Here is a 25,636-nt window from a genome sequence, read left to right as displayed (position 1 = left end):
TGTTTATTCCGCCGGGTGAAGTTCGGCTTCGTACCAGAGTGTGTCCGGCAGCATAAGACTGCCGTCCGCGCCGGGAGTAAGCATGACGGGAGCCGAGGGCTCAGCACTGCGCGGGCGAGTGACGGCAAACGCCCACTGCTTACCCTCAGGCAGGGCGGCAAGGCCGTTCAGCGTCACCGCTGGTCCAATCTGTTCTTTCAAATCGTCATCGAGATAGGTACGACTGATGACCAGGCTCGTGCTCTGCGCCAGCGGCTTGTCATCCTCGGCGACAACGATCACGGTGGCAAAGCCGCTGTCGTCGTCGATTTCGAGGTGGCTCAACCCAGCCGGAAGTTCACCGTCAAGAAATCCGCTAAAGGCTTCGCCCTGCGGCACCGCAAGCGTTAACTGACGGCGCACGGTATCCTTGATAATTTCGTTCGTGTCGCTGACCATCACCTTGCCCGGCCAGTTATACAGCCACTCCGCGTCGAACTGCTCGTCCGGCTCCTTGCCGTAGGCGCGGCGAATGCCGTGGACGCTCTGCCAGCCGGGGAGCACCTTGTGCTTACCCTCCATCAGGCGATCGTAGTTACCGGCGAAGTACGGCTCCTCCACCCACACGGTTATCGGCTGCGCACTCGGAGAAACCCAGCCGTTACGGAACAGCATCCCCGCCGTGCGCAGGTGGTCGGTCATCATGGCGTCGGCCACCATCGTACCCAGGCGCGGATTGCGCCCTTCCTCGCTGGTCCAGCCGTCCGCCTCGATGATGTCCGTGCCGTGGTTCCAGGAGAACCAGACGATGCCGCTCCAGTCGTGGAGGTTGGCATAGGCGGGCGCGGCCACCATCAGCATCGTGCGGTAGGGAGCGTGCTCCTTGATATTGGCAGAGCCCTCGGCCTGGTTAAACTCGCCGATGAAGTACGGCTTGCCCTGAAGAGAATTTTTGGCCGCACGGTTAAAGCCGTCGTCCAGGTCGCGCACGACCAGCGGGTCGATGTAAGCGTGGTTTTCGGTCACGTCGGAAAGCTCGGCCTGCATGGCCAGCGCATTGTCACCACGCCAGAGGTTAGAGTACATCATCGGTACCTCACAGCCGAGCGATTCGATTTTGGCGCGGATGCGGTTGTAGTAATCCGTGTCGAGCTTACGCAGGAACTTCGCACGCAACTCGATGGCCTTGAGGCCGACGGGCGCGTAGAGATCGCCCGGCTTGTCCAGCCCGTTGGCGCGGGCATACGCCTCCCAACTCGCCTGAAGCTGCTTATCCCAATGCTCCGGGAAACGGTTCTTGCAGATGACGGCGTACTCCAGCGAGGACTCGTTCACGACCTCCATGATCAGCAGTTGCGGGTCCTCCGCGTAGCTGCGTCCGGTGTACGGATTGACGTGCGTCAGGAGGTTTTCGATAAACTCCTCGTTGAGCAACGCTGCGCGCTCGTCAATCGCCGGCAAAGCCTTGCGCACGTCGATCGCCTTCTTCCACGGCCAGCCCTCCAGCTCGCTGATCGCGGCGCTCCAGGCGGCAGCGTCCGCGGCGTCGGTCTCCAGGATGGTCACATCGCCGGGGTGGTACTGACGCGAGAAGTGCACCGAAAAGGCCAGGTAAATGCCCTGCCGGGCCAGTTCCGCATTGAGGAAGTCGAAGCGGTCCAGCGCTTCCTTGTCCCAGGTGCGCGAATCGTTGCGGTAGTCCACCAGTGCGCCGCTGACCATCTGCGGGTTCCAGTCCTTGCTCTGGCGGAGCATGTGGTGCGGGCGGACGAGGTTGATCTGCCGCTCGGCGAGGTTTTGCGCAGTCGCCGTGGCCGCCGCCCGGTCAGGGTAAAGAGCGGTCAGATTGACCCCCCAGAATTTAACAACGTTGCCGTCGGGATCGACGAAGTTCTGGCCATCAATCGTCAACGGCGGCAAGGCCGGCGGAGGGTTTGTTTCCGCCTGCAAGGCCACGCCAAAGGCGAACGTCAAACCGAGAAATAGAATGCGCGGTGTCATGAATAATGGATACGGGGAATGAGCGCCCGCCCGCCCGGCGAACCGGGCAGGGGGCTTGTTTAATAAAACGTTTCAATCCAGACGACGAAAGACTCGTCGCTTACTCGGCCGCCGCGGCGGGAATCGCGGACTGCTGGACAACCTGCACCGAATAGACGCCCACCTTGGTGCCCTCGCTGTACCACTCGCCGAAGCCCTGCTCAAAGCGCGGGTTGCGCACCATGTTGGCGGCATCCTTACCGGCGGGACCGGCGGGGACGATCTTCACGTCAGCGATCCAGATTTTCACCGCCTGTTTTTCCTTGAGCGAGAAGGAGATTCGGGACTTGCCGGGGATCGCCTTGGTCGCGGCGAAGGGCATGCGGTAGAGCTTCCACTCCGTGCCCGCGTAGGTGGAGGTGTTCAGCCCGAGGAAGCCCCACGGCGGAGCACTCTGCTTGGCCGCCACGGCAAACTCCACCGGACGGTCGGCCTTCGCCCAGAAGGTCAGCAGATAGTTCTGGTCAAGTTCGAGCGGGATCGAGTTCTGGTAGAACTGGTAGCGCCAGGCATCCTTGGGGATGTCGACCTGGAGGTCCATTTCGACAGCATTGCCAACAGGAGCGTCAGCGGCCGAAGCAGTTGAGATGCCCAGCGGCAACAAAAGAGCGATCAACGCGGCGAGGGATTTAAGGTTTTTCATAGATGATACGGTTTTACGGGTTACGGATGGGAGGGTTAAGTTTGGTTTGAGAATCGGGAAAGTCAGGAAGGGCGGACAAGGCCGCGGCCACAGGACTCGCGGACTGCGAGCTGGCAGGGCAGACGCTCCTGGCGCGGCTGGGCGTCCTCGTCGGTCAGTAACTGGACCAGTATTTCGACCGCGCGCGCGCCGGTCTCGGTCAGCGGCTGGTGAACACTGGTCAGGCGTGGAGAGCTGGTGGCAGACTGCGGCAGGTCGTCAAAGCCGACGATGGCCACATCCTCGGGCACCCGCCACCCCCGCTCACGGCAACGCGCCATCGCGTTGAGCGCAATCAGGTCGTGCAGGCAAATGATCGCCTCGGGGGGCTCCCGCATGGCCATAAAAACATCGATCTCCTGTATGCCCTGACGGGAAGGCGAGCGTCCGGCCACCTCCAGAAAATACTCGGGCGGCAAAGGCAGGTTGTGATCCTGCATGGCCTGCCGGAAGCCCTCCTCGCGCTCGACCACCGCCTCAGTCTGCACACTGGTCAAGAAAGCGATCCGGCGATGGCCGATATCAATCAGGTGCTTGGTCAGCTCGTACATGGCCTCGCGATTCTGGCTGGAAACGCTGGAAATGGCCGGATCGCTGGAGAGATCGTCCACCAGCACCACCTGCTGGTCCGCCTGCCGCAGCGTACGGATGACGGACGCGGTCGTCTGGTCGGGCGAAGCGCTTTGCAGCGGGACAACAAGCGTACCGGCCACACGCAGTTCGTTCAGGCGCATGGCCTGCTCCATGCCCGTGTCGATCTCGTTGTAGGAGTTGGCGAGCAAAAGCTGGTAGCCAAGCCGACCGGCGCTCTCCTGGGCTCCGCGAATCAGCAGGTCGTAGGCACCGTTGACATTCGTATGCTGGCACACCAGAAGCGCGAGCAGCTTTTTCTGCGACGGGGTGCGGCGAATATTCACAAACGTGCCACGCCCCCGGTAGCGCACGAGCAAACCCTCCTCGACCAGGTCGGCAATGGCTTTGCGCACGGTCGTGCGGGACAGGTTGGTATCGCGGCAAATGTCCATTTCCGGCTGCAACTGCTGGTTATGCCCAACCTCGCCGCTGAGCACCTTGCGTTTGATCAGGTTCTTGGCAATCTGATAACGAGTCGCTTCGTCGCGGCTTTTGAACTTGGTCTGAAGGAGCATTCTTTTTCTTTTCAAGTAGCCAGATATAACGTGCCGATACCGCTTTTGCGATCCGGGAAACACCCCCTGGGGCGTATTCGAAAAACAGGGGCTATTCCGCCCCGGAAGGCACCGTCCAAATACGCCCAGGGAAAATCAACAACCGTCGGCCCCTAGGCGCGAGTCCGACGAAAAGAGCGACGCAACGCCGTCAGCAGCAAGACCACCACGCCACCAATAACGGCAATGTGCCCCGGCTCCGGCACCACGATGTCGGCATAAGAGTCGGCAACAATGAACTCATCCATCCGCATCCCCAGCCCCTGCGAGCTGATGGTCAGCGTCTCGATCGTGGTCAGGTTGGCGATGTTGTTGCCGATTAACTGGCCCTCGCCGACAACGGGAGTCCCATCGGGGTTGACCCAGAATTCAGCCGCCGAGCCCTCGGCCAGACGATACACGACCTGCACTACGCTGGTGCCAACTTCGGCGAAACTGCCGCCATTCAGGGCTGTCGTACCGGACATGTAACCACTGTCGTTGTTGTAAGTCTTGCCCACACTGCGGGTGACCGCGCTCTGCCAGTCGTTTTGCAGCACACGCAGAGCTATTTCAGCGGAATTACTGGTCCCGGGGGTCGCCGTGCTGATAGACAACAGGACACTGACCCAGATCTCCGACTTGCTGCTGATGTCGATATTGAGCGTCTGGGTGGTCGAGGTCCTACTGCTGCTCCAGCCCGAGTCCGTCAGGACCGAGCCCCCTGTAGATTCGATGCCCGGATAGGTGAGGCTTTCCGTCTCATAAGCCGCAGGGCGCGTGGCCTGCTCCGACCACTCGCCGCCACTCACGGCGCTCAGCTCACCCGCGGTCGAACCGTAGTCGAACCCCTGGTAGAAAATGATGGCAGCCGACGATGTCACCGGCACCGCAATCATGGAAAGAGAAAACGCAAAGGCGGCGATACCCGCCCGGACTTTGGAGCACTTTTTAAACGAGGTATTTTTCATGGAGATCGGGGTTTTGGTTAAATGTATCTTTAAGGAACATTTACAAAAATCTGTCGATGGCAAGCTTTTTCTGCGAACCAGGTTGCGAGTCCCCTCAAGGCGCTTTCATTATTATAGATCGGGCCTGAACCTTTTAAAAAGAAGGATTCACTCCTCTCTCAGCTGCATCCAGCTTCCCTTGTCCAATCCTCCTGACGTGCAGCAAACAGCGTTTCTGTTTTTTAATTGACTCTTAATGTACCTTAAAGATACATTTAAATTCTGCCCCCCTAAACCCCGTCATGGTCCGCCTTATCCCACAACGGTCCGACAGGAGATTTACCACCCATGCCCCGCTTCACCACTCCTTTCTTTTCAGCCGACAGCTTCTGGAATCAGCGCATCAGATCCGATGTGACGGCGGACACACAAAGCCCGCAGTGGATTAAATTACTGGCCCAGTCCCAGACCGGAGGCCTCGAGGGGCTCCACCTGAACCTCCACAACTGGACGATCCCGGTCTTTTGCGCCGACGAGGCCACACCGCGCTACCAGCTCAACCCCAAGCTCCACCGCTGCCACCTGTCGCAGGGACATATCAAAGTCATGGAGCACCGCCTGCGACAGCACCCACACCCCCTCGGCCTCCACCCCAGTGTGAGCGCGGGTGTGCCGATTCCGGCAGAAGCCCTTCCTGACCCGCAGCAGGACGCCCACATGGTCGTCGTCGATACCGCCGCCCAGCGCGCCTATGACTTCTGGCAATGCCGCCGCGAAGCCGATGGCCGTTGGCACACCAATGCCGCCATCGCCTACGACCTGCGAGGACCGGGCGTATTTACCGGCGAGATCGACGGCATCCACAACGACGAAAGCGTCCACGCCTACGGCCCGTGCCGCGCCAGCGGAGTCCCCCTGCTGGCGGGACTGATCATGAAAGACGAAATCGACGCCGGGCACATCGCCCACAAGCTCGCCTTCGCCTGTCCCGTTCCCGGCCTCCAGTGCTTCCAGCATCCCGCCACGTGGACAGACGGCTGGCTCCCCGGCGGACTCCCCGAAGGCTGCGTGCTGCAACTTTCCCCCGAGCTCGACCTGGGTCGCTTTGAGCTGACTCCGGCCGCCCGCACCATCGCCCGCGCCCTCCAGGAGTATGGAGCCGTCCTCGTTGACTACGCCGGGGGCGTCACCCTTTACGGTGAGTGGCTCGAACCGCACCCCGGCCTGTCCTGGGAAGGTGTGCTCGCCGAAAGCGATCTTGCCTCCATCGGCTTCGAGCACTTCCGCATCCTGCAAACAGGCCCGCTGCACGAGCAGGGTTCGCATCCGGTTTTTCACCAGGGAATGTCCCGGCTGTTTTACGACTACATCGAACGCCACGGAACCGACTCGCTCGAAGCCCTCGAACCCTGGCGCCACAACCTCTGACCCAGCGGCAGCCCCGCCCACACACAGCAACATGCCCCCGCCCCTTTGTCCCCAGAACGGTACCCGTACCGTCACCCCGGCAGCTTCCCGCAGCCGCGGCTTTGCGCTCATCGTTGCCATGGTGCTGATGGGATTCATCCTCCTGCTCATCCTCTCACTCAGTTCGCTGGCACGGGTCAGCACGCACAGTGCCGCCCTGAAGCAGAAACAGCAAATCGCCGAACTCAACGCGCTCATGGGCCTGAATATGGCCATCGCCCAATTGCAGACCGCGCTCGGGCCGGACCAACGCGTGAGCGCGCGCGCGGACATCACCACCGCCCCCGACGGCACCAGCCCCCCCAGCCACCCCTTCTGGACGGGCGTCTGGCGCACCCAGGCGCAATTGGACGAGGACGGCGCCGAAACCGGCGAGGAGGAAACCGCTTTGTTGACCTATCTCGTGAGCGGCAATGAAAACGCGCTTGTCCTCGATGCGGAGGACGCCGAACTCGGCGCGAACGCCATCATCATGGTGGCCGGTAATGGCAGTACCGACGCTCCCGAAATCCTCGCCCAGAAGGTAACCATCGCCGACGGCAACAGCGCGTACGCCTACTGGATCAGCGACGAAGGCATCAAAGCGAAAATCAACCTCCCCGACATCTCTTCGCAGGAAGTCGATATCGTTAACCAGCCATTGCTCGCTCCTTCCCAGTACGGAATCACCCAGGTGGATGGGCTGAGCGCCTTTCCCTCCGACAGCCCACAGCTCAGCACCATCCTGACATTGGAATCCCTCGAGCTGCTTACCGAAGCAGACCCGACCGACTATTTTCATGACCTGACCACTTACAGCTTCGGCGTCCTCAGCGACGCCCGCCACGGCGGGCTGAAAAAAGACCTGACCGCCGGGCTGCAGGCGTCCGCCACCGAGCCGACTGGCCAGATATTCGGGCCACTTCAGGGCACCTGGCCCGCCAGCGAAAACCCCGGCGGCCCGCGCTGGAGTCAACTCCGCTCCTGGGTCAACACTGAGCTTGTGGGCGGTGGCACCCGCGGCAGCCTCCCCGTCCGCGCAGCCACCGACGACACCGTCGGCTACGCCCCCGTCATCACCGGCTGGGAATTCACCACCATGCCCACCCGCGACTCCGCCGACCAGATCTTCCTCCACTTCATGCCCGTCGTCTCCCTCTGGAACCCGTACGACGTGCCGCTCCAGAGCGCGACCTACAAGGTTCGCATCACCTATGCGACACTCGATAGCAACCTCTCCGCCGGCTACTCCTACCGCCCCACCACCATCGACAGCCGCCGCATTCTGCGCTTCTACATCCAACTGCGCAAGGGCGACGAGCCGGACCACAACCCGGCCAACGACGAGCACTACACCTTCGAGTACAAGGTCAACATCAGTGAGATCGAACTGGAGCTGCCCAACGTCACCCTCCAGCCCGGCCAGAGCAAGGTTTACAGCCTGCAGGAAAATGTCGATCTGGGTGGCAGCAAAAGCAGTTCTTCTCCCTGGCATGACTACAACCCCGAGACTGTCCTCACGCTTGGAGAGGGGCTTCCCGCCGGGTACTTTTACCGCCTGCCGCTACTCGACAGCAGCAAACAGCCTGTAGTGCTTTCCCACTACACATCAACAGGTGGTGACCCCGAGCTGATGACAGCCTACCGTACCAGCGACAAGGTGCTTCCCCGCGCCATCTCCCTGGAGCTGATCCACGCCAACACCGCCCTTGGCGGCGATGAAATCCTCTCGGCCAACTACTACCTCAAGCACGGCGAACCCTCCACCGGAGCCCTCCCCTACGGGGACCTCCAAGCCTACACCTACAGCAACAGCAGCCCCCTGCCCAACGCCCTGCGCAACCACTCATGGGGCTACAAGGCTTCCCGCACCTGGACCCAGCTCCCGGATCGTGGCACCGCTTATCCGGCGGCGGCCCGCTTGCGCTGGCTTGCCGATTTCAACCCACGCGCCTTCAGTTCGGGTCCGCTCCCCTTCAATTACGCCAACAGCGCCGGCAGTGTCGATACCTACCCCGCGCACAACCCCTCCTACTTCACCGCCACCGAGTACACTAACAACAACTTCGGCGAGGAACTCGAAGGCGTCGGCTACTCCGCCGACTACGCCGTGGACAACGCCATCCTTTTCGAGGCCCCCTACGGCTTGGACAGCCTGTTCTCCATCGGCCAGCTCGCCAACGCTCCGTTGTACTATTACAACGACGACAACCGCGCCCCCGACGAGAATGACCGCAACGCCAGCGTCGCGTTCTTCCGCGAGCGCAACAGTAATTCCCACTTCGACAACCAGGTGCCGGCCTACCCGATTGGCAACAGCCGCGCCCACGTAGCCATCCCGACCGATCAGACTTACCGCGACTGGGGTGCCCTCACCCGCACCGGCGACAACCTCCGGTATTTTAATTTCCGGGGGCTCCTCTACGACTACTCGTATCTGCTCAACGACGCTCTCTGGGACAGCTACTTCTTCTCCACCCTGACCAATCTCAATACCACCGGCGGAGAGAACGACCAGTACGCTCCGCGCAACCCCAGGCTGGTCGCGCTCGACAGCAACGCCACCGAAGCGCCCGACCTGTCGGCATCCGCCGAAAACCTCCTGATCGACGGGGCCTTCAACATCAACTCCACCTCGGTCGAGGCCTGGAAGGCACTGTTGTCCTCCACCCTCGGCAAGCCCGTTACGCTGACCGACGGCTCCAGTGAAGATACGGAGCCGGGACAGGTCCCTCTCCCCCGCCTGAGTGCGCCGGCGACCACGGCACTTCCGGCCGACAGCACAAATGCCGCCGACGCCCCGCTCGCCTACACGGGCTACCGAGCTCTCACACAGGAGCAGATCTCCCGGCTGGCCGACGAGATTGTCAAACAGGTCCGGCTACGCGGCCCCTTCACCAGCCTTGGGCAATTCGTCAACCGCACGCTCCTGGCCAGTGACGAACATGAACGTCACCTGCGCGGCGCACTCGACGCGGCCATCCAAAATGCCGACATAAATGCTGCCCTGACCGACGGTGTTGACTCCTCTATCCGCAACCGCCCCGGCTCTGTCCCCGCGGCCAACTGGTACGGCACGGAATCCGGTGCAGGCTATACGACGGAAAACGTGCCCGGCTGGCTCAGCCAGGCGGATGTTCTAGCCCGGCTCGGCAGCGTGCTCAGCGCCCGTTCTGACACCTTCCTCATCCGCGCCTACGGGGAATACCGCGCCCCCTTCTCCTCCTCCGGCAGCCCCCCCGAAAGCTACGCCTACTGCGAAGCCGTCGTCCAGCGCCTCCCCGCGTACACCGACAGCAGCCAACGCCCCGACACCGAGGACTCCGAGCTGAGCGACATTAACAAAGCCCACGGACGGCGCTTCGTCGTCGTCAGTTTCCGCTGGCTCAGCAAGGAAGACATTTAACCATGCACTCCCGATTCTTTCAGCGCTCACACGCCCCGTATCACTGCGTCGCGTTCGGTCTCGTCAAGCTCCTCGCGGTCTTGCTCCTCTCCTGCTCCAGTCTCAGCGCCCAGCAGCACAGCCAAACGCCCCCCGACCTCCCACCCCCGACAACCTTTCAGGTTTTCCTCTGGGAAAAATACACCCCGCCTGGCACACCATCCTACGATACTCCGGCCGGTCCGTACGTCCCTCCCTCCTTCCGTTTTGTAGACAGCACCAACACATCGCATCCCGTCGGAGCCGTTGACAGGCGTTTTTCCCCCACACATGAGGCTTTCGGCGACCGCGTGATTTTCGTCAACGAAGCCCCCAGCCCGGACGGACAAGGCATCCACCGTACCGCTGTGGGCGAAGTCAGCCTCCCCCCCAATTGCCCACACGTGCTACTGTTCTTTTTTCCCAAAAAGAGCGCCGACAGTGAACAGTACAACATTCTCGCCATTCCTGCCAGCCGGGGCGATATCCCCCCTGGCTCCCTGCTCACACTCAACATCAGCAATGAACCACTGGTGGCCATGATCGGGGAGGAAAAAGTCGGGCTTGCCCCGGGGGCAGGGCAACTGATCTCCACCCCGACAGCAAAAGCTTCCCCTCTCCCGCTCATTGTTGGCGCCCGTGACGACGAAGGCAAATGGGTACGCCGCCACCACAAGCAACTCGCACTCAGACAGGAGGCAAGCAACATGCTGCTCATCTACCGGATCGGAAAGAACTACCGTTCTATCGTGTTGGAGAACCAGTTAGACCACTGACATCACTCACGCAAATACCGTTGCCTTGAAGCCAAACCCGAAGCTGACAGACTAGCATTCCCCAAACGCATTATTCGCGCATCACATCTACCGGAGAACGCGTTCAGGCTCCCGGCCAGGTCTGAAGCACCACTGCTACTGCCTGAGCTTGAGAAAACGGACGTGCCAGAATTTGCCGTCCTGCGTTGGATAAACGATCAGGAAGAGCGGGCGCGGGTTACGATAGGCCAGGCGCGAGGTGTGGATGATATCCCAGCCCTCGCCCTTGCGGCTGGCGATTTTCAGGGAAAAGGATGAATCCTCCCCTTCGTCATAGCGCATCACCTTGGATTCGCCGGGGCCGATTTGCACAAGAGTACCTTCACCGGAAGTCGCTGCCAAAGCCTGGCCGCCGACGTTCATGATGAGGACCTCGCCCTGTGCCACTCTTGCGGCATCGGCGCGCATCAAGGCAATCCGGAACTGCTCGCCGGCGGGCTGAATGAAAAGCACCCGGTGCGAGCCCTCACCCGCGTTTTTACCGACGGCTTCAGCCACTGGACGGTAAACCGTCTGCCCGTCCTCGTTCGTCTGCTGCACGTAGAGCCGGAAAGGAAGAGACCCCCGAAAGGTGTGCTTGAGGCCCAGATTGTTCGGAGCCAGTGTCAAAGGCTTGAACTCGGCCCCCTGCTGGTAGTACAGGGCATTTTCGCCCCGAGGCACAGAGGCGGTGTCGGCCTCCGAGCCGGTGTAGAAATACGTCTGAAAGGAGAACTCGACCAGTTCCTCCTCCGGCACCTGCGCCCACAATCCAGCACCCAACCATGCGCCCGAGGCGATGGCGAGAGCCAGCCCTGCGGGCAGGAGTCGAAGCAGGCGGGGGGAGAGGGAAATACAAAGGGGCATGGTCATCTTTCGCTTATTCGTTGAGCCAGCGGAAACCGACAACCTGGAAGCGGCGCCCGAAGTTCTTGTTGTCATCCGAGGCCAAATCGCCGGGACGGACTTCGGGATCGTCTGTCGAGCTGACGTAGTCAGGCAGGCGCTGTACGACCGCCTCGTAGCGGGCGGTGGCCGTCACCCTGTCATTCAGGTCCCGGCTTTCACCGTAACCGCGAACCGTAAAGGTGTCGGAGCGCGCGCTGAGGATCGGCCCCAGCCGCGCGAGCAGCTTACCCTGAGTCAAGTAACCGGGGGCACCCTCCATATACGAACCGGCTGCGGCGGCGAGGTTCGTCTCGATATCGAAGGTGTCGCTCCACGGGGACTCGCTCAAGTTCACCAGATTATCTTCAAAGTCAGCGTTCAGCTCCGCCCGCTCAATCGCTGACTGGAGCGTGCCAAAAAACCTCGGGTCCTCTGCCAACTGGGTCGGAGTCGGCTGGCTCGAAGGCAGGTTGCCGCCACTCTCGGCATACGTGGTCGCATCACTGACAAGCTGCCGGTTCACAAAATCCGCCAGCGACAGGAACGGCCCGCGCCGCTTGACCTCCGTGACGATAGCCTCGGCCAATTCGCGGATCTCATCCTGGTCGAGCCGCCGGAACCCGTTGTAAAGCTCTTCGCTGGCCGTGCTGGCGTTCGCGGGCACAGGGCCGCCGAGCGGATTCGGAAGATCGACGAAGGGCGACTCTTCACCGTCCGTGTAGCTCGCTCCGTCTTCGGCCTTCACGGTACGCCCCACGTACTGGGACAGCAGGGCCATCCACGCCTTGACCGAGGTCGAGTTCACGTTGAACGCGCCGTCCACCATCAAGTTGGAAGCCGCGCGGCGAAATTGTCTCAGGTCTTCGATCTGGCTTTCCGTCAAGGCAGTGCCACTCAGGCCCACCGGCTGCATCCGCCCATTCGCCAGCGGCAGCCCGACCGCGCCGGTAGCGGGAACGGTCGAGACAAAGAAGCGGTCCCAGAACTGCCGGTTGGCGATCCAGTGATGATCCACCACCTTGCGTGCATCGGCAGAGGCGAGATTGGTGGGGACGTAGCTGTCAAAAGGCACCGATGTATCCGCCCGCGCTTCTCCAATGATAAAGGACGGCGCGTAGTTACTGTTGCCAAAGCTGGCTGCCGTGCTGTTGGCATTTCTCAGGACATCCGTCGAGGACAGGTCCAGGTGGCGCAGATCGCCCACCGAACGCACCTCGTCCACAGAATCGGGCAGATGGAAATAGGCCACGCGCCGAGCCCCGCCCGCCGTATCGCGGTCACCTGTGTAGGCCGCGGTGTGGTCGCCGTCCCAGGTCTCGATCAGGTAATCCTGGTCGGCGTACTGCCCCAGACCGACATTCTGAAAGACCGTACCCGAGTAGTAATTGGAATTGCGGTACGCCTGCTTACCCAGTGCCCGCGAACTGGCGAAGGCCCTCGGGTTGTGCTGGCTCAGGGGGCGAAACCCGTCAATCATCTCCGGAAGACTGACCTGGATGTTCGCGTCGGGAATTTTCAAACCCATTTCGTAGCCCAAGGGCGCGGTGTTGCCGACGAGGAACACCTCATCAATGCTGCTGGAGGGGATCGAGTTCACCCCCACAATGAAAGGTGCCGGGCCGTTGGGGTCGCCGTCATTGAAATTATGGCTGCCCAGCTCGGAGACAGTGGGGGCCAGCGTGGTGTCGCCATTCGTCGCCCAGCGCAACTCCCCGATCCACTGAAGGGGGCGGTTCGTGCTGACATCATAGGACTGGAAAATCATGGCCGCCGTGTAGGAGTTGTCCCACTCATCCCCGCGGATATCCAGGTAAATATCGCCTCCGCCCATTTCGGTCAGGTCGTCGGCACTGAGCCGGAAGTCGCTGTTGGCGTCGAGGTAAAACCCGAGCCCGCGCTGCCCCGGCCGCATCGTGTACTCGCGGCTGCCGGAGTTGGCGTCCTTGTTTTCGATCATGGTGAAGACCACCGCCTGCCCCGGCGGGATAACAACCGCCGCGTCCGAGGCACCTTCAAGAAAGAATCGGTACGGCTCCGAACTCTGGAGCATCGGCTCGAAACCGCCGATCACCGCTCCGCTTTCAGAACCATCTACCACGGTGGCGCTTTTCCAGTTGCCGCTGCCGTCGTAATATCCCGCCGCGTACACGTAGTCCCAGGGGTCTCCCTGCGCCTTCATGATGATTTTATAGCCCCGCGGAGCCGTCAGCGGTTTGTCGTACGGATTCCAGAGCACTATCGCCGGGATAAAGTAAAGACGCGGACGATAAACGGCGGCGCCGGGGTCCGTCGCGTCGCCGAGGTTGTCGGAAATGTTAACCGTGACGTAGAGCTGAAAGCGCTCCATCACCGGGTAAACTCCGGCACTGACAACATCACTTCCGCTGATTTGCCAGCCGCGCGTCTGGTTGCTTCCGTCGAGCAACGCGCCATAACGCTGAAGGATATTCCACTTCGGGCCGCGATAGTTGAAAGTGCCACTGGGGGCGTATGGCTCGTAAACACGCTCGCCCGGCATCAGCGGGACCACATCGGCGTCAAACTCCGTCTCGCTCATGGAGAGGATCGAGCTCAAGTCGTATTTCAAACCGCCGCGCAGGGAGTCGGCCAGCACCCCGTAACCGTTCAGGGTGACGTCGTGGGAGAGCTGGTCCGGCTCCTCACCGTCGGCCATCGCAAAGTCCATCGTGTAAACCGCGCGCCAATCCGTCGGGTTGGTAATCAGACTGGCGGACAGATGATCGCTGAACGCCTCCGAACCGCTGTTCAGGGGCAGCAGAGGGTCGTCCTCAGCGTCGAAATTCGCTGCCACGGCGGACAGTTTTGCCTTCACTCCCTCATCCTGCACCCAGTAAGCGAAACCGCCCTCCTCCGTCCGCACCAGCGGGGCGCGGACTTCGGGCAGGGTTGAGCCATCGCCGAGTGTCAACTCCGGGACCAGCACTTTACTGTTAGCATCGTCAAGGGTATCCTCATCGGGCCGGTAGCTCACTGTATTGGTATTGCCACTGACCAGCCAGGTCAGCAGTTGCGGGGTGGCCCTGGGGTTCAACTCCTCCGGGTACCCGGTCGGCGCGCTCAACTCCGGGGCGCTCCAGACCCCGGTCCAATACGGCTGCGTCACGCCCTCCGCCGTATCGGTCGAAGGGTTACTGTCCAGCAACTCGGCCCGGGCGCTTACCCGCGTGTCGGGACCGAGGTACTTCTGTAATTCGCCCACCGCCATCCGCAGCCCCAGAAGCGCGTTTTGCCTCGCTTTTTCCTGTTCCCTGACAACCGCCTGCGTCCCGGTTTCCACCCGGATAAAAGTCGTAAACCCAATCAGCAACAGGATCATGAAGCTCATCAGCGACAATGCGATGATAAGCGCGAAGCCGCCGGGCGGGCATCCGGCCCGAAAGCCATTAAAAGAGTCAGATGGGATACGCATGGCTGAAGAGGGTTGGAGTGTACAAGCCCCGAGCCGCGCCGGGAGCAAAGAAAGCCTCTTCCACCATCCTCCTCCGCGCATAGAGTCGCGCCGTCCGGGCTCTCAAATAACCAGCCACGGCCAGAAGCAGTCGGACCAACGGGGGTGATGCAAGGGGAACAAGCATAAGGGGGGCTACTCATGGACGATCCGACATCCTGCCGATGCCAAGGATCGCCTAAAAATTGCTATAATTAAAAATATAAAGCCATCTTTCCTGTCGTGTCAACACAAGTTAATCTTCTGGAATCCGTTTTCCTGAACACACCAGCCCTATGACGGGAGCCTACTTACCGATTACTGGCGCGGTGGAAACAGAGGACGGGCGAGTCACCGGCGTATCGGGCGGCACGTCGTGATCATCCCGGTGTTCGTCGAATTCGTGCACCGAGCCGTCGTCCGAATCGTCCCGCTTGACCTCACGGAGAATCCGCAGCAGATCCCACAAGTCACGCATGCCGCCGATGAGAAACCAGACGACAGTGATGACCCCGACAATGCCGCTGAGGACAACCGTAAAGAGCCACCAGCGCCCCCAGACACCGTCCGGGATGCCGACCGTCAGCCCCACGATCGTGCCCACGACAAAGGTGGTAAACCAGAACATCGTCCAGCCAATCTTCAGCCGGTAAATAACCCGGTCTCCGCGTGTAAATTCATCGCTGAACCCGAACAGGCGACCCCAGAGCGTTTTGCCCGTCTGGTGCCCATCACCCTTCTGCCGGGAGTCCGGCAGGGCGTATTTGCCCCGGTGGAGCATTTTTTCCAGATTGAAGGGCTGCTTGCACGTCAGCAGCGAAACGACGACAAAACCGATAATCGAGCTGATGTACGCGATCATGGCCAGCCAGGCGCCGTTGATCGGGAAGGCCGGGGCCAGGTTTGTCAGCGCCGGGACCGACGGCCAGACCGTTTGCAGGGTGATCCCGGCCGCGCCCACCAGCAGGCCAATCGTCATGGCCGCCCAGGCGCCCTGAGTCGTGGCCCGCCGCCAGTACAGACCGCCGATAATAACGGCCCCCGATCCGCCGAGATAAATCGTGCCGGTGAGCAGGAAGTACATCAGCAGGTAGTCGCGAAGGGGAAAGAGCCAGCTCCAGAAAAACGCGAAGATCGCCACCCCGATCACCGAACAGCGCAGCAGCACGATCTGCTGCTTCGGAGTAAAGGGCTTGTTGCGGAACGGCAGGACCACGTCCTGAATAAAAATACTCCCCCAGGAGTGCAACTGGGTGTCGTCCGTGGAAATGGCCGCGGCCAGCATGGCCGCGGCGAAAAGCCCGATCACCCCGACCGGGAACAGGTTGCTCATCACAATCGGTGTGAGCATCTGGCTGCGGGTCTGCTCATCACCGATCTGGCCGAGCGTCCCCTGCACCGCGCCCGCGACCGAGGCGAAGTCGATATTGTGCATGATGACGTAGGCACACACCGGCATGAGCAGGAACATCAGGTAATTGACGCCGTTTCTCCACTCCGCCAGCACACCGGCCATTTTCTGCTCGTGCGGGCTCTTGGCCGCACAGTTATAACCCTGCGACCCCTGCCAGCCGAGGCGGTTGTAGAATATCTTGAACCCGAAGATCATAAAGAACCAGAAGTTGAAGTCCTTGATCTCACCCTGGTCAAAGGGGTTGAGCATGCTCTTGCCCGCCGGGGCCGTCTCCAGCGTGCTAACAATATCGCTCCAGCTTATTTTCCACAGCAGCAGCCCCATGATCGAGAGGAACACGATGTTGACGAACTGCGCCTGAAAAAAGTCTGTAATCATCACCGCGATCATTCCTCCGAACAGGGTGAAACAAACCGCGATCGACAACATGACCGCCATGATAAAGGGAAAGGTGCTGAAAGTCGTCCCCAGGAGCTGGAAAGTTTCCGGCAAACCGCAGAAGTGGATCAGGAACAAGGCCGTGATTCCGGGGAAAACCCCATAGTTGAGTATGCCACTGACCCAGGCCAGTATCCCCGCGTAAACGCGAAATCTACGGCTGTAGCGCATCTCGAAAAACTGAGCCATTGTCATGGCGCGGGTCTCGCGATAGCGGTATGAGACCCACCCGGAGAGAGCGGCAACCATCGCCAGCGGCGCCATCATCTGCCCCCACCAGCTCGCGGCAAAACCGGCCTGGTAGAACTTCTCAAAACTGGCGATCACAGCAATCGCACCCATACTGGACATGCCGTCGGCCATCGTCAGCAGGTAGCGCCCGGCCGAGCGACTGGCCGCGAGGAAGTCCGAAACGCTTCTCGTGTAGCGGTGGGCCATGAAAGCCATGCCGAATAGAAAGGCGAGAAAACCTCCCACGATGATCCAGTCCAGAATGCTTAAATTCATGCTGTGTGCTTTTTCCGTTTATTCGGGCTGAAAACTCGCAAGGCCACGCAGGCGGGTTGAGAGCTCCCAACCCCGGCCTTAATCCTTGTACCCGTTTCTCTTCCTGTTTTCGACAAATTTACGCCTCCGCTCAGAAACCCCACTCTCACCACTCATGCGGACGCCCTGACCGCCCCCGCAAGTGGCGGAAGCTCGAACAATTGAAACCAGGAGTAAGGCATCCATCGATCAGGGGTTCAGGGGTTTTCAGATAAAGACAGAGGCAAAGTAACCTCCCGGCTGAGGCCATAAATCTCCGGAAGAAGCGTATTGACGTCAAGTCGTTTTTTGCTATTATAGAAATTTATAGACAGGCCGAAGGCATGGAAAACCCGCGCCGGGCGCAAATTTACACACTTTCCAATGCCCGCGTCCTATCGCGTGAAATGAGCTTTTTTATTGCTATAAAAGCACATTTATACCATAAATATTACCACGGACTTCCGGCAGGGATACCCTCGCCTCATCCATTCAAACCGAAAGACATGATCTCCCCCCCGACTTTATCTCCCCAAACGGAGAATCATCTGAAGGCGCTTGAAATCAAGCACTACACCCGGCCGGGTGACCCCGATTCCGCTGAAGGCATCCGCCAGGCACTCGACGACGCCCGTCAGCAGGGTATCCGGCATCTCCTGTTTGAGAGCGGCTGCTACCGCTTGCGCAGCAGCATCGTCCACCCCACCCAGGGCATGGTTCATGATGCTGGCAGCAGCCCCGACATCGCCGAGAAGCAATGCCACATCCTCATTGACGGCATCGAGGGGCTCACCCTCCAAGGCGCCGTCACCGATGACGGCCAACCCGCCACCATCCTCGCCGGATGGAACGACGGGCAGGAACACGGCCTGCTCCCGGCTGTGCTGTGGTGCGAAGCCGCCCCCCGGCTGACGCTGAAAAATCTCGGCTTCACCCGCGAGCCCGCCTTCACCTCGGCCGGAGAGATTATCAAAACCGACGCCACCGGATTCACGGTCCGGGTCTTCGAGGACTGCCCGGAATGGGCGGGCATGGGCGTGTACTGCGCGAACCGCTTCTCCTCCGACGGGCAGACTCTGCTGGGCGAAAGCATCACTTACGGCAACGGGACCGACGCCAAGTGGGAATCCCAAGGCAAGGGCCTGCTCACCCTTGCCAGTCCCGCCATCGCCGCCAAGCTGACCGCGGGCGAACTGCTTTCCTGGCACCAGGGCGCGCGCACGGACTTCCAGGTCTATATCGCCGGTTGCGACAACCTCCATCTGGAAAATTTGCGCACCTTCAACAACAACGGCTTTTCCCTTCTGACCGAGAACTGCCACACCATCACGGCCCGCCGCGTGGTCTTCCGCCCCGACGGGAACCGCCTCTTCACCGGGCCGCGCGACGCGTGGAAGATATTCAAGTGCGGCGGCATCATCGACATCGACGGCATGTCCATCCACGGCGTACGCATGGACGGCCAGAACATGCACGCCAACTGGCTCTCGCTGAAGGAGAAAATCTCCCCCACCGAACTCATCCTGCACTGCCGCTACACCTACGCGCCGATCCTGCCAGGCAGCCTGATCGAGTTCTACGACGGCATCATCGAGCACACCTGCACCGTCGCCTCGGTCGCCATGCCCGTCGAGCAGGACAAAGGGCGCCTCTACCGCGTCGTCCTGCGCGAGCCGGCCCCGGACTTCCTCAACACCGAGACCATGTGCGCGGCTCGCTGCTGGGAACCCGACCGCTACCTGTGCCGCAACTCCGAGTTTATCAACATCGCCGGGGCCGGGCACCTCGCCCGCTTCGGCAACCTGAGCCTGCTCAACAATATCTACCGCAACACGATGAATCCCGGCGTCTTGCTCGGCGCCGAGCTGCCCACCCACTGCGAAGGCGGCCACGCCACCAACGTCCTCATCGACAGCTGCCTGTTTGACAACTGCGGCTTCTTCCCCCGCTACAAAGACGCCGCCGGTTGCGTGGGCATCTACTCCTACGGCTTCGACGCCCCTTATAACCACGACATTTCGATCACGAACAACACCTTCCGTAACGCCCGCACCGCGATCAAGATCCGCACCGCCCGCGATGTCCGCATCTGGAACAACCACTACGAGAATATAGGCGAACGCCTCATCGTCGATAAAAACTCCTCGCGGGACATCCTCTCCCTCGACTAACCCTCGACTAACACGACTGGCGGGCTCGCCCTCCACCAATGCACGGCATTCCGCGTGTAAATGCTTATGGCAGCCCCCCCTGCCAAAGCCTCGTGTATCCGCAAGATGGATACACACGAAACCTGGTCAGGCAGCAACAACGGGCTTAGCGTTTCTCAAATTAAGGCGCGGCCGCAGATGAAGCGAAGAATCGCAATCAGCTTAACAGTCGATTGCCAATAGCTGTTTCCCGATCAGCAACCTGGCAATCAGGTATGATCTATTTAATCGTTGCAGCTTCCTGCCGTAACGACAGGGGGACACGAGCTGAAGTATATTTCAAAGGGCTCTAATTCACCCCGCGCCAGAAGGTGGAGCCACTGTCCATCACGCCGGGGAAGTCCTCGGTCACGGCTTCGACATGGCCATCGAGAAAGAGGGCGTTCACGTGGCCGCCATGCCGCTGAAAAGCTTTCTGCAGCACAGGCGGACGAATTCGGCTGTCGCTGTAGGTATCGCTGATAAAAACGGTTTTCGGCAACTCATGCACAGCCGTCAGGCGCGGGCCGGATGGATCCTGGTCGTCCTCCTCCTGATGCTCCAGGTAGAAGGGCCGCAAGTAGGAGTTTATGCCGTAGCTGCGCATATTCGCCGCCCCCTCGGACTCACTCATCGCGTAGCATTCAAACACCGTCCCCTTCAAGTCATCGGGAAAGCCCGGTCCCGAGATGACCGGATTGGATTCCTCGGGATAGGCGTAGGGCCAGAGGTCGTTGTAGAAGGTGTGGTTGACCGTGGGGAGCTTCTGCCCGTTGTCGGCGGCATAGGCCAGGCAGTAGCCGTATATCTGGCGCAGATTACTCACGCAGCGCGAATCGTTCATACGCTCACGCACCGAGCCAATAACCGGGATCAAGATCGCGGCCAGCACACCAATGATCGCAATGACGGTCAGCAACTCAATCAATGTAAAGGCCGGACGGGGAGATTTTTGCCGGGGTATCAGCATATATTCATCGGGGTAGAGATTATCGGAGGGGTATTATCGCAGTACTCCCGGCTCGGGCCGGTCTCATTCCTGAACAATATTATCCGTATTTTCGGTCACTTCGATCTCCGCATCCAGTGTGCGAGGATCGATAAACTCGTTGCCGGAGATCCATACGTTTTCGCTGTTATCGACCAGTATGCCGACATGCCTGCGGTCGTTGTCGAAAGCCAGTAAATCACTGCCGACGGTGTTATCCACAATCCTGGCCCCATCGACATTTGAAACACGTATCGCACACTCCTGCCAATTCAGGATCGTGTTCCCCGCGATAACGATATCGCGGTGCGCGCGGGCTTCGGCATTCGCATAGCCGAGCCGGTACATGATCGCCTGGATCTGGCCCTGCCCGTAGGAACCCCGCGAAAATCCGCTGTCCAGAATCGTGTTGTCGAGGATCCAGATTTTTTCACTGTGCAGACCGTTGCGCCACAGGTCGGGCTCATTACGCAGATTGATCGCAACATCGGAAATGTGCTCGTACGTGTTACCCTCAATGACACCATGAGCGCCACGGATGACATTTCCATACCGGCGGATCTTGCTAAAGTTGCTATGCCGGATGGCGAAGTAGTGATTGATCCTCTCACGACCGAAGAGCTGGTCGTTCTTGAGCGGGTCTTCGTTGCTGGTCTCGATCTGCGCTTTAAAAGGCTCGGTAAACGTGACCAGGAAGCCCTCCCGCCGGACTCCGTCCCGGACCTCCGAAGACGGTTGCACCGACTCCACTACGATCTCATCCTCGACGAGCGTGCCCGCGCGCGGGTCAAAGATTGTCGCCCTGTCCCCCGGCTCCAGATTAAACATCGTACGATCCACGAGCAGCGTCCGGTCCGAGACCTGTTCAAAAATATAAATGCCCTTCGAGTAGAACGCAATGGCGTCGTCCCCCACTCCTTCAAACGAGCACCCCTCCACCCACGGGCCGATCTTGTTCGAGCGCACATGGAGCCCGTCGGCGTTGTTGCCGAACCAGTTCCCTTCCTTCATCCGCGAATGGCAATGCAACACCTTCAGGCGCGTACCACCGAGGGCCGCGTAATGGCCGGCAGAGATGCCGTAGTTCGTAATCTCGTAGGCGGTGACATCCTCGGAACCATCCGTCCGGAACAGCGAGCCGCCACCGGCACGGACAAACTGGATCCATTTCAGGCCGGGTTTGAAATACGGAAGGTAGGACTTCGAAGTACGCACCGTGTAGCGTGGCTCGCCATCTTCGCCCGCGCTCCTGGCCACGCTCTCGGCCTCGGTCCACATCACAATAGGCGCGTCGTCGGCCAGCTTGCCGGGAATGTCCCCATCGAGCAAAACTCCCCATTCCCAATGGTTCTGGACCAATGGCTGGTCAAAGGGAATCATGCCGGGGTTATCCATCCGCATCGTAATGGTCCTCGTATCTTCGTCCACGGCCTCGATCACACCAACCGTGAACGGCATCGGATCGAACTCCACGGTAATGTCCCGCACCAGAATACTTTTGCAATTAATGAACTCCGCCAATCCCGCCAAAGCGCTGGTCAGGACAACCGTCGATCCACGGCCATCAACGATGAGGTTCTCCACGCCCTTCATCTTTATCAATTCGCGCTGTCCCACCGGGGTCAGCCGGTAGTGGCCGTTAACCGCGAACTGAACGAGTGCCGGCGTATTTTTTACCGCCTCCGCGATGATGCTCTGTATCGTCTGCGCATCGGCGCCATCCGGAATCTCATATATATTTTCGGGCCGCTTCAGTTCGAAGCGCACCGGTTCCGAAAAGGCGCTAGCTTCGCCATCAGCCGTGTAGCTGCGCACCCTCCAGTAATGCCCTCCCCACGGCAGAGGCTTATCCGCCACATAGCGCGGGATCACGATATGGTCTCTATCAATGATGGATTCAAAAGATGGATCACCAGCGATCTGGATCTCGTACTCCTCGGCCCCTTCCACCTCACTCCAGAAAAAATCCGGCGTCGGCATGTAGCTGACCTCGCCATCAGCGGGCAGTGTCGGGACCGGAATTCCGGGATCGACCTGCGCATACATGGAAACAGCGACCGCCGTCAGGGCGAACACAGAAAGTGGCATCGAGAAAAGTGTACTCATAAACAGGCAACAAGTGAAGATGTACCGGGGGGGCTTTAACTTTTGTGAAGGTCTTCCAACAATGCCGACAAGTCAATTTTATTTTGCTTATATAGCAAATTAATGCCCACAAAAATCCCACTCCATCTGCCACTCATCAGGCTGTCCGCTGGGGATACTCACACATAAAAAAACGCCTCCCGTAATGGAGGCGCTGCACCAATTTGAACCGGCCATGAACGCGGCCAACCAAAAACCGACCACTCACAGACCTTTATGAGGCCAGATAGCCCCCCGCTTGCCGACTGGCGATCGCCAGCCGACAAGACAGAGGGCATCATCCGTCCTAAATCTCGGTAAAACCAGCTACACTACTTCCGGAACTTCCGGCGAAGTCCAAGAAACGCCAGCACGCCGGCGCCCAGCAGGATCGCGCTACTACCCGCTTCAGGGATCTGGCTGACATCGCCCGTCACCTGGAGATTACGCCAGTAGACGGACTTTTCGGCGGTGCTGGAATTATCTGCCAAAGCAACACGGAAGATCGTTTCGCCTGTCAACGCCCCCAGTGAGGAAAGGGACTGGGACACGTTCGTAAACGGATCGGTCGTGAATGCAACTGTATTGGCGGCAAAAGCTGTACCAAGGGCCGTGAATGTCTCTCCCCCATCCGTCGAATAGAAGAAAAGCATTTCGTAATGCAAGGTGGAGTTCAGATTGCTTGCTCCGGTAATATCCATCGAAATCGAGTCAAAACTGATTTGGTAGCCAGCTGCTGCCGTCACCGAGAACTCCAAATAATCGCTACTTGAAACAGGTGTACTCGGATTATTCCTGTTCGTAATCTGACGCGAATTGATTTCAAAGAAACGCCCGCCTGGCTGCGCTCCAGTCGTGGTCGATTCAACAACACCATAACCAGTGCTTAAATTCGACGTCGGGAAGTATTGCGTGAGGCCACTGGTGGTCGTGTTCGCCTGCTGTTGATCTGAAATCAGCGGGAAATCACTAAAGTTCGTACCCAGCTCTTCGTTTTGCAGGGTCCACTGCGCCAGCGTCGCGGCCGGGGCGGCGGATGCACACAAGAGCAGGGTGAAGGCGCCAGCGACACAGCGGCGCGAAACATTCGTGAGGGGATTTATTGCTGTTTTAAGCGACATGATGGGTCCTGTAGTTGGGGGTGTACTTGACGGGATTTGCTGGTCGGCGAGTGAATCGGAGAATTCGACTTCACTGCACATAACCTAGGCTATAAAACTTTAATTATAGCAATTTCGCGTTGCGTCAAATATAAAATTCTTCTCTACTAAGTCTCATACGAACGCTCTCGCGCTGGTGATTGAAGAGAATCGACAGGATAATTATATTCCCCATCCGTCCCGCACACATGCCCCGGCCAGACAAAGCCATCCACCTGACTCCGCCGCCCGTCGGCACAGACGCCTCCGCCCTCATCGCCGACGCCATCCATCAGTGCGCGCACACCGGCACCTCGCTCCACCTCACGCCCGGCAATTACCATCTTTACCCGACCGAACGGCCCGAGCGCTACCTGCACGTGACCAACCACGACGACGGCCTGCGCATCCTGCCGATCCCGCTCGAAGGGATTAAAGACCTCACCATCTCCGGACCGGGTGCCCGACTCATCGCTCACGGCCAGCCCGTTATTCCGCTCAGCCTGCACCATTGCGAAAACATTATCTTCGAGGGCATCTCCATCGACTGGGATGTCCCCCTGCACATGCAGGGGACCATTATCGCAGTCGATGAAGCTGCGGACACGATCACGGTAAAATTTTCGGATCCGGAAAACCTCTATCTCCACCAAGGCTGCCTCCTTCACGGCGAAGGCGGACCGCCACCGGGCAACCTCACCCCGTACTCTGTTACTCCAGGCAAGGAGTGGTGGCAGGACATCCACTGGACCCACTGGCTCGACGCCGCGAGCGCCACCCCGCTTCCCTTGAGTCGGCAAGGCAACTTCCTCACATGGAACCCGCAGCACCAGCAAGCCCCGCGCTTTGAAAAACTCGCTTCAGACACCTACCGGATCACACACCTGACAGACCGTCCACAGCAGGTCGGCGACGCCTTTGTATCCAAAGGCAAATACATGCCCAATCGCATGAGCCCGGCCATTTTCATGGACAACTGCTGCGACATCCGATTCCACGATGTCACCATCCACCACGCCGGAGGAATGGGGCTGATCGCTCAGCGCTGTGAAAACGTCCGCATCAAGCGCATGCGTGTCGCCCGCCCGGAGTGCAGCGGCCGGTTAATATCTACCACGGCCGACGCCACTCACTTCGTGCTGTGCAAAGGGCTGATCGAAGTCACCGACTCGCATTTCGAGCACATGCTCGACGACGCGCTGAACGTCCACGGCATCTCCGCAACCGTACGGGAAGCCACTGCTTCGCATACGCTGCGTGGGGAACTGATGCACTTCCAGCAACTTGGCCTGGAGTTCGCCCGGCCCGGAGAAACCATCCGCTTCTCCACCCGCGACGATCTCGTCGCCTATGGCGAGCGCACCGTCAAATCCTTCCGCGCCCTCAACAGCCGGGTCTTCGAACTGGAGCTGACCGAGTCCGTCGCGGACCTGCTGCGGCCAAACTCGTTTATGGAAAACACGTCCTGCGCCCCGGACGTCATCTTCACGGGCAACACCGTGCGCAACAACCGCGCTCGCAGCATTATCTTCACCACCGAGGGTCGCGTACGCATAGAAAACAACCGCTTCGAGAACTGCACCATGACGGCCATTCTCATCGAAGGCGACGCCAACTCGTGGTTCGAGTGCGGTCCGGTGCGGGATGTACTCATCCGCAACAATGATTTCGTCATGCTCAGTCCGGAGGCCCCAGCCATCACCATCTCGCCCAACGAGCGCGGCCTTCCGATGCTTAGCGAAACTCCCTACCACTGCAATATCCGCATCACCGGCAACCGATTTCGGATGCCGGGCCCACGAGTCCTGCGCGGCAACCGGATTGAGGGACTCGTCTTCGAAAACAACACCGTCACAGCGCTCCCCGGCTACAGCACCGAGCCCGACTGCCCCAGCCTGAGCCTTGGACGTTCATCCGGCATTCAGATCTGCAACAACAGTTTTGACCTGCCCCATGCGGTCATCTTCGAGGGATGCGCGCAGTCGTAAGCGCCCTCCACCGC

General features: G+C 59.9%; 15 protein-coding genes. 5 read left to right on the top strand and 10 right to left on the bottom strand.

Going from position 1 to position 25,636, the window contains the following annotated elements; translation table 11 throughout:
* Window positions 1–3: 3 nt before the first annotated feature.
* From H5P28_RS15060 to H5P28_RS15045, 4 genes are all read right to left on the bottom strand, one after another.
* A complete protein-coding gene (locus H5P28_RS15060) occupies window positions 4–1,980 on the bottom strand; it encodes a hypothetical protein (protein WP_185676535.1) in 1,977 nt (658 codons plus the stop codon).
* Window positions 1,981–2,080: 100 nt separating this feature from the next.
* Window positions 2,081–2,662 (bottom strand): hypothetical protein, encoded by a 582-nt coding sequence (locus H5P28_RS15055; RefSeq protein ID WP_185676534.1) that lies wholly within the window; start codon window positions 2,660–2,662, stop codon window positions 2,081–2,083.
* Between the two features lie 62 nt (window positions 2,663–2,724).
* Entirely contained in the window at window positions 2,725–3,864 is a 1,140-nt protein-coding gene (locus tag H5P28_RS15050) for a LacI family DNA-binding transcriptional regulator (RefSeq protein WP_221773440.1), read from the bottom strand.
* Window positions 3,865–4,001: 137 nt separating this feature from the next.
* Window positions 4,002–4,838, bottom strand: coding sequence for a hypothetical protein (locus H5P28_RS15045; RefSeq protein ID WP_185676533.1), 837 nt, complete (start codon window positions 4,836–4,838; stop codon window positions 4,002–4,004).
* Window positions 4,839–5,165: 327 nt separating this feature from the next.
* Between H5P28_RS15045 and H5P28_RS15040 the strand changes: the two genes are divergently transcribed.
* From H5P28_RS15040 to H5P28_RS15030, 3 genes are read left to right on the top strand one after another with little or no spacing between them, the layout of a single operon-like run.
* Window positions 5,166–6,245, top strand: coding sequence for a hypothetical protein (locus tag H5P28_RS15040; protein WP_185676532.1), 1,080 nt, complete (start codon window positions 5,166–5,168; stop codon window positions 6,243–6,245).
* 31 nt (window positions 6,246–6,276) lie between these two features.
* Window positions 6,277–9,669 carry a hypothetical protein gene (locus H5P28_RS15035; RefSeq protein ID WP_185676531.1) on the top strand — a complete coding sequence of 1,131 codons (3,393 nt, stop codon included), beginning with the start codon at window positions 6,277–6,279 and terminating at the stop codon, window positions 9,667–9,669.
* A gap of 2 nt (window positions 9,670–9,671) precedes the next feature.
* Window positions 9,672–10,463: a hypothetical protein gene (locus H5P28_RS15030; RefSeq protein WP_185676530.1), complete on the top strand. Its 792-nt coding sequence runs from the start codon at window positions 9,672–9,674 to the stop codon at window positions 10,461–10,463.
* A 135-nt stretch (window positions 10,464–10,598) separates the two neighbouring features.
* Here the strand turns inward: H5P28_RS15030 and H5P28_RS15025 are convergent, their stop codons facing one another.
* From H5P28_RS15025 to H5P28_RS15015, 3 genes are all read right to left on the bottom strand, one after another.
* The gene (locus tag H5P28_RS15025) at window positions 10,599–11,354 is read right to left on the bottom strand and encodes a hypothetical protein (protein ID WP_185676529.1); all 756 of its coding nucleotides are present in this window, start codon (window positions 11,352–11,354) and stop codon (window positions 10,599–10,601) included.
* 7 nt (window positions 11,355–11,361) lie between these two features.
* Window positions 11,362–14,799, bottom strand: coding sequence for a hypothetical protein (locus tag H5P28_RS15020; protein WP_185676528.1), 3,438 nt, complete (start codon window positions 14,797–14,799; stop codon window positions 11,362–11,364).
* A gap of 325 nt (window positions 14,800–15,124) precedes the next feature.
* A complete protein-coding gene (locus tag H5P28_RS15015) occupies window positions 15,125–17,176 on the bottom strand; it encodes a sodium:solute symporter family protein (protein ID WP_185676527.1) in 2,052 nt (683 codons plus the stop codon).
* Window positions 17,177–17,700: 524 nt separating this feature from the next.
* Here H5P28_RS15015 and H5P28_RS15010 point away from each other — a divergent pair.
* Window positions 17,701–19,365, top strand: coding sequence for a hypothetical protein (locus H5P28_RS15010; protein WP_185676526.1), 1,665 nt, complete (start codon window positions 17,701–17,703; stop codon window positions 19,363–19,365).
* Between the two features lie 328 nt (window positions 19,366–19,693).
* Here the strand turns inward: H5P28_RS15010 and H5P28_RS15005 are convergent, their stop codons facing one another.
* From H5P28_RS15005 to H5P28_RS14995, 3 genes are all read right to left on the bottom strand, one after another.
* Window positions 19,694–20,353 (bottom strand): prepilin-type N-terminal cleavage/methylation domain-containing protein, encoded by a 660-nt coding sequence (locus tag H5P28_RS15005; RefSeq protein WP_185676525.1) that lies wholly within the window; start codon window positions 20,351–20,353, stop codon window positions 19,694–19,696.
* A gap of 63 nt (window positions 20,354–20,416) precedes the next feature.
* Complete coding sequence (locus tag H5P28_RS15000) at window positions 20,417–22,459, bottom strand: right-handed parallel beta-helix repeat-containing protein (protein WP_185676524.1); 2,043 nt, start codon at window positions 22,457–22,459, stop codon at window positions 20,417–20,419.
* 368 nt (window positions 22,460–22,827) lie between these two features.
* Window positions 22,828–23,616 (bottom strand): hypothetical protein, encoded by a 789-nt coding sequence (locus tag H5P28_RS14995; RefSeq protein ID WP_185676523.1) that lies wholly within the window; start codon window positions 23,614–23,616, stop codon window positions 22,828–22,830.
* A 227-nt stretch (window positions 23,617–23,843) separates the two neighbouring features.
* On the opposite strand from H5P28_RS14995, the gene H5P28_RS14990 reads away from it, so the two are divergent.
* Complete coding sequence (locus H5P28_RS14990) at window positions 23,844–25,622, top strand: right-handed parallel beta-helix repeat-containing protein (RefSeq protein ID WP_185676522.1); 1,779 nt, start codon at window positions 23,844–23,846, stop codon at window positions 25,620–25,622.
* The last annotated feature ends 14 nt before the right edge of the window (window positions 25,623–25,636 follow it).

Source organism: Ruficoccus amylovorans (genome assembly GCF_014230085.1).
Classification (GTDB): Bacteria; Verrucomicrobiota; Verrucomicrobiia; order Opitutales; family Cerasicoccaceae; genus Ruficoccus; species Ruficoccus amylovorans.
The sequence above is the reverse complement of the archived record's forward strand: the minus strand, read 5'-3'. Positions and strand labels throughout refer to the sequence as shown.